The organism is Nocardia sp. No.11 (genome assembly GCF_038752175.1).
Lineage (GTDB): Bacteria > Actinomycetota > Actinomycetes > Mycobacteriales > Mycobacteriaceae > Nocardia > Nocardia canadensis.
The window spans coordinates 24,525-30,543 of the sequence record NZ_JBCGFB010000072.1 but is presented as its reverse complement, the minus strand read 5'-3'; the positions used below and the strand labels follow the sequence as shown (position 1 = coordinate 30,543).

Annotated in this window: 5 protein-coding genes; all 5 read right to left on the bottom strand. The window is 69.7% G+C overall.

What is annotated here, in order from left to right; translation table 11 throughout:
• Positions 1 to 1,026: nitrate- and nitrite sensing domain-containing protein (locus V8688_RS20675; protein WP_342801496.1), on the bottom strand; the 1,026-nt coding region annotated here is incomplete at its 3' end.
• A 382-nt stretch (positions 1,027 to 1,408) separates the two neighbouring features.
• Positions 1,409 to 2,431 (bottom strand): hypothetical protein, encoded by a 1,023-nt coding sequence (locus tag V8688_RS20670; protein ID WP_342801495.1) that lies wholly within the window; start codon positions 2,429 to 2,431, stop codon positions 1,409 to 1,411.
• Positions 2,432 to 2,478: 47 nt separating this feature from the next.
• Entirely contained in the window at positions 2,479 to 2,985 is a 507-nt protein-coding gene (locus V8688_RS20665) for a hypothetical protein (protein ID WP_342801494.1), read from the bottom strand.
• Between the two features lie 40 nt (positions 2,986 to 3,025).
• Entirely contained in the window at positions 3,026 to 3,793 is a 768-nt protein-coding gene (locus V8688_RS20660; RefSeq protein WP_308248367.1) for an alpha/beta hydrolase, read from the bottom strand.
• On the bottom strand, positions 3,790 to 5,679 hold the full coding sequence (locus tag V8688_RS20655; protein ID WP_342801497.1) for a TerD family protein: 1,890 nt from the start codon (positions 5,677 to 5,679) through the stop codon (positions 3,790 to 3,792). The genes V8688_RS20660 and V8688_RS20655 overlap by 4 nt, the downstream gene beginning before the upstream one ends.
• Positions 5,680 to 6,019: the final 340 nt, after the last annotated feature.

Below are 6,019 nucleotides of genomic sequence, written 5' to 3'. Positions count from 1 at the left end.
CCGGACGATGGCCCGGATGCTCGCGAACACCAGCGCCACCTCGGCGGCGATCGCCAGCAGCGCGGCCAGCGCGAACCCGGCGAGGATCAGCGCGGCGTCGCGGCGCAGGTCCGCGGCGCGGGCGCGCACATCGTCGCCCACCGTCTGCTGCACGGCGCGCTGTGCGTCGATCACCTCGGTCATCCGCGACCACCAGACCGCCGGGTCGACGGGCTCGACCAGCGGACCCGCCGTCGAGGCGATCGCGACGTTCTCCGATTCGGCTGCCCGCGTGGCGCTCTCCCCGGCCAGGACCGCGTCGAGCCGATCCCGCTGGGCCGGGGTGGCGTCGCGGTCGAACTGGGTCAGCGCGGCGTTGCGGGCCGCGCGGATGTCGAGGAACTGCACGTACTCCCCCGCCGCGAACTCCCCGGCGGCGAACACCCCGTTGAGGAAGCCGCGTTCCCGCGCCGTGAACTCCTTCGCGTCACCGAGGGCGTAGAGCGCCTGCAGACCGTGGCGCACCGCCGGATCGCGGGCCTGGTCCAGACCCAGCGCCAGCCGGTTCATCGCGTCGATGCTGTCGGAGTAGAACTGGAAGGCCGCCTGCCGCGAGACCGTGCGGGTGTCGATCTGCGAGCGGACGCCGGGCAGTCCGGCCAGATGTCCCAGTGCCGAGCGCACCTCGCCCGCGCCGGGCGGATCGGCCTCGACGATGCCCGCCAGGTTCCGCAGGGCCGCGTCGGTGCCGGCCCGCTGGTCGGTGACCGGCTGCACGAGCCGCTGATCGCCGCCGAGCAGGCCGTTGCTCAGGCCACGTTCGCGCTGCACCTGATGCACCAGATCCTGGGCCGCCAGCGCCACCGCGACCGCGTCCACCGTCTCGCCACTGCGCCGGTAGGCGCTGATCTGCCCGGCCATCGTCAGCCCGAGCAGGGCGAGCACCAGCACCAGCGAGACCGCCAGGATCCGGGCGAGCTGACCGGAGATGGTGCGCGGCCGGATCAGCCTGCCGCCCGCGGCCTGCCGACGGGAATGTGAACGCACCACCTGCTCCTTTGAAACACCGGCGGGTGGAATTCCCGGCGGCCCAGCGAAAGTCAGGTGCCAACTTGCACTGCCCGGCGAGCACGGTCAATCCGGGACGGCGTAAGAACATGTTTCGTGCACTGATCTCAACATGCCGGAAATCAACGGGGCTTTCTGTGTCCGAAAGCTCACAGCCCCCACGGCAATTGCGTGACCGATCCGTTGAACGCGCGACACAGAGCGAGAAATTGCGGACGTGACGTCGCCCACAATCTTTCGGCGGCGCGAATTCCGAATGCGACACCGGCGAACGCGCGCGAGTCAACCGATCCGAAATGAACGATAGCGAGACGATGCGCGAATTCCCGGGATATTCGGGTAATTCGAAACCGAACGGTGATTACTCGCCGGCGAGAATGCCGAGCACCTGCTCGGAGTAGAAGAACGGCTCTAGCCGCTCCCGGATCAGCCCGGCCAGCACGCCGTTACGCTTGGCCGACTCGATGACGGCGGGACCGTAGCGCAGGATCTCGGTGCTGATGTCCTCGGCGGTCAGGCCGAGTTCGGGCAGCATGGCCGAGAGCGTGTGCTTGCCGTACTTGGCGTAGAACACCTCGACGCACTCGCGCACGAGCATCCCGAAGTATTCCTTCTCCCTGGTCGTCACGGCGATCTCGTAGCAGATCTGGACCAGTTCGTTGAGGTCCTTCTGGGTCAGGTACTCACGCAGCCCTGCCACCGGCTCGTCGGCGTGCAGGTCCCAGAACTCCATGGCCGCCGAGTGCACCGGGGCGTCGCGCAGCATGTCGCGGATGGCGTTGTTGGTGCGCTTGAGCGCGAACAGCGCGCCCTTGCCCGCGAGGTCGCCGACAAAGGTGCTGTCGGCGACCTTCTTGGCACGGTTGGCGGCCGACTGACCCAGCGACATCAGCGAGGAGACACCGGGGATCTTCTCGGCGCGCTCGCGATTGGCCTGCATGAAGTCGCCGATCAGCTTGTCGACGAAGCGGGCCGCGACGGTGGCGACGAGCGGGCTCTCGGTGAGCCGGTCCAGGATGCGCTCCTGGGCCTGGTGCATGCCGAAGATCTTCTCCAGCAGCGCCTCCACCGGCTCCCGGTCGACGACGTCGCCGAGGGTGTATTCGGTGTTGGCGGCGATGTGGTCGTAGATCGCGTCGGAGAAGATGCCGACGGTGTCGGCGATGACCGGGCTGCCGCCGATGCGGTCGAAGACCGTGGCGACGGTCTCCGCACCCTGCTCGAGCGAGACGACGTCACCGAAGACGATGGTGTCGCCGACGGCGAGCACCGCGGCCACGTCGCGCGCGATCACCTCGGCGAACCGTTCGCCGGTCACCTCGGCGAGCAGGAACTCCACCTGCGCGTCGAGTAGTCGGTCGGCGATCTGGCGCGCCTGCGTCATCTGGGTCCACCCATCACGGTCGTTGCATCGGACGGGAGACCTTGCGGCTACTTGTCGTCGGCTCCGGAATCGTTGCGCTGCATCGATTTCCGGATCTGGTCCAGACGCTCGCGCGCGGCCTTCTCCCGCGCCTCCCATTGTTCGTCGGCACTGCGACCCGCGGGGGTCTGCCGGTCGAGCTCATCCCTACCCTGCGCGGTGCCGAAGCGCCGCTCGACCTTATCGCGAACCGCGTCGAAAGTCGGCACTCCAGAAGTGGAATAGCCGCCGGTCACAGTGGGTGCGGCCGTTCCGGACAGGCCATGCGGTACCGGCGGTACCGGCATGACGCCTCCGACCTGCTCGGATGCGACGGAGACCACATCGGCGTCCACGACCTCCGTGTCCAGAGTCACAGGCGAACCGGTGTCGGCATGACCGGCCTCGATCTGGGCGAGCGCGGCGGCGACGGCACCGAGGCCGGGTCGTCCGGCGACGGCGGCCCGCAGCACCGACACCAGTTCGGCGTCCGGCAGCGCGGCCAGGTGGCCGAGGATCTCGCTCGTTTCGCTCATACCGCCAGGCTACGCAGACCGGGCCGACAGGCCCAGGAGATCAGCGCAGGAAGGTGTCGGTCCACTCGACGATGCGCCGCGGCCAGGCCGGCCCCAGCGCGTCGATGACGTCGTTGTGGCCTGCGCCGGGCACGACGACCAACTCCTTCGGCTCCCCGGCCGCGGCGAACAGGCGCTCGGCGTGGCGCAGCGGGAGCAGCTCGTCGCGGTCGCCGTGGAACATCAGCACCGGCACCCGGAGCCGGGCGATCCGGCGCAGGCTCGGGTAGGCGTTCGGGATCAGCGGTGCGGGCAGGAACGGATAGACCGACCGGGCCGCCGCGCGCATGCTGCTGAAGGTCGACATGAGCAGCATGCCCGCCGGCGGATACTCGGTGGCCAGCTCGAGCAGGACACCGCCGCCGAGCGACTTGCCCAGATACAGCACCCGCCGCGCGTCGACGCCGGGCTGGTCGAGCAGCGCGGTGCGCGCGGCTCGGGCATCGAGATAGGTGCCCTGCTCCCCCGGCCTGCCCGTGCTGTGGCCGAAACCGCGGTAGTCGAAGGCGAGCACGTCGAAACCGGCCTGGACCAGCAGCGCGATGATCGGCACCCGGTCGCCGACGGTGCCCGCGTTGCCGTGCGCGTAGAGGATGTGCCCGCGCGGGCGCTCGGCGCGCACGAACCAGCCGTGCAGGTCGACGCCGTCGACGGTGCGCATCGTGAGGTCGCGGTGGTCGAGGCCGAAGGCGGCCGGGGTCTGGGCCACATGCTTGTCCTGGTGATAGACCAGCGCGTTCAGGACCCGGGTCGCGGGATGACGGATCACTTGCCGCGGCCCGCCTGGAAACCGAAGTCCCAGTGGTAGAGCCGGGCGATCTCGATGACACCGCCGCCCGGCCGGCCGGCCGGCGGCCGGACGAAGGTGCCCTCACGCCGGACCACCAGCTCACCGTCGACGTTCTCCAGGACGGCGAGCACGGCGTCGCGGGAATTGTCGGTGCAGCCGTCGAGGGTCATCTCGATCGGGGCCGAGTTCACCGGATGCAGGGTGACGGTGGCGTGCACGCCACGGAAATCGCTCGCGCCGTCATAGATCGAGGCGAACACCAGGATGCGGCGGAAGGACTGGGTGTAGTCCAGGTTGATCGACAGGTTCTCGCCGGTGACGCCGGCGCCGGTGCGGTCGTCTCGGTCGAGGTGGACGAACGGCGGCTCGTACAGCGCACCGAAGCGGCGATCCAGCGCCCGCACCGACCCGATCGCGCCGTTGACCAGCTCGAAGAAGCAGCACAGGTCGAGGTCGATGTTCTTGCCACGCAGTTTGCCGAACAAGCGGCCGGACGCCGCCATCGAGGTCCAGTTGAGATTCACCCGCATGACGCCCCCGGTGGCGCCGTGCTTGGTGAGCGAGACCGAGGGGGCCTCCTTGGTGAGCGAAACCTTGGCCGGGTTCACCGGGGGTTGGGCGGGCGGGGCCGCATTCTGGCCCTGCTGCGGCGGGGTCGGCGAGGAAGGCTGCGGCTGGTGCGGCTGACCCGCGAGGTTTGACTGTGGCTGATTCGGCTGTCCGACAGGCCCATACGGCTGCGGATAGCCAGATTGCCCACCGGGCGGAGTGGGTGGCGGCGCGTAGAACCGCTGCTGATGCGGCTCAGCGGAAGCGAACCGCTGCGTCGGTGCCGCAGACTGCTGCTGATTCGGCTCCGCCGGAGGAGTTGGTTGCGTGAACGGCACACTTGCCTGCTGGTTCGTGTGCGTGGCGGGCGCGTAAGGCTGAGTGGGCGGCGGCGCATAGGGCTGCTGCTGGATCTGCTCGGACGGGGCAAACGGCTGCGTGGGCGGCGCGAATGACTGCTGGTTCGAGTCGGACGAAGCAAACGGCTGTGCGGACGGCTGCGGGGCCGAGTGCGCGGCGGGTGCGACAGGCTGAGTGGGCGGCGGCGCGTACGGCTGCGGATGGATCTGCTCGGACGGAGCAGACGGCTGTGCCGGTGGCGGGTAGGACTGCTGCCGGCCTGGAACGTCCGCCGCAGGGGGCGGCGTGTACGCCTGCTGGTTCGGGTGCGGGGCCGAGGACCGAGTCGGTGGCGGTGGGTAGGAGTGTGGCGATTGCGGTGCCGGCGCGAATTGTGATGCGGGCGAGGTGTGCTGGTGCGGCTGCGACGGTGGCGTGATGAGTTGCGACGGGGTGGCGGGTGCGTCGTCGACGGAGATCCCGAAGTCGGTGGCCAGGCCGGCGAGCCCGGAGTCGTAGCCCTGACCGACCGCGCGGAACTTCCACGCGCCCTGGCGGCGATACAGCTCGCCGAGGACGAGGGCGGTCTCGGTGGTGGCGCCGGTGCTGTCGAAGCGGGCGACCTCGGCGCCGGTGGCCGCGTCGAGCACCCGGATGTAGAGGCCGTGGAACTGGGCGAAAGTGCCCCCGTCGGCGGAGGCGGCGAGCACGATCGTCTCGATCTGCGGCTCCACCCGGACCAGATCCACCGACAACGTGTCGACGACGATCTGACCGTGCCGCTTTCCCTCGTGGCGGACCGTGCCCGAGGGGTGCACGGACTGGTTGTAGAAGACGAAGTCGTCATCGGAGCGCACCTTCGCGCCGGCCAGCAGCAGCGCGGACGCGTCGGCGTCGGGCACCCCCGCGCCTGATTGCCACCCCAGCTCGACTCGGACCGCGGCAGCAGGCACCGCGACATTGGCGCCTTTCATCATCGACACAGGTGCCAACCTATCCCGCCCGCGCACCGAGCCCAAGCCACGTCGCCCGTCGACATCGACCAGCTCACGCCCGCCGACATCGACCGAGTCACCTCGGTGAAGGCAGCCCGCCTCGCCGACGGAGCAGTCGGCACGATCGAGACGATGCTGCGGGCCGGAGCCCCGGCTGTACCGACCGCGATCGCTCTCGACGTGCCGTCGGCTGGATCGATCACGCCTTCGAAAGCTCGGCGGCGCGTTCGCCACCTTCCCGAGCACGCTCCTGGTGACGCCCCGGCGCCGATAGACGCGGCGGCACGATCGAGACGATGTTCGCCAGGGATGACCGGGGGCG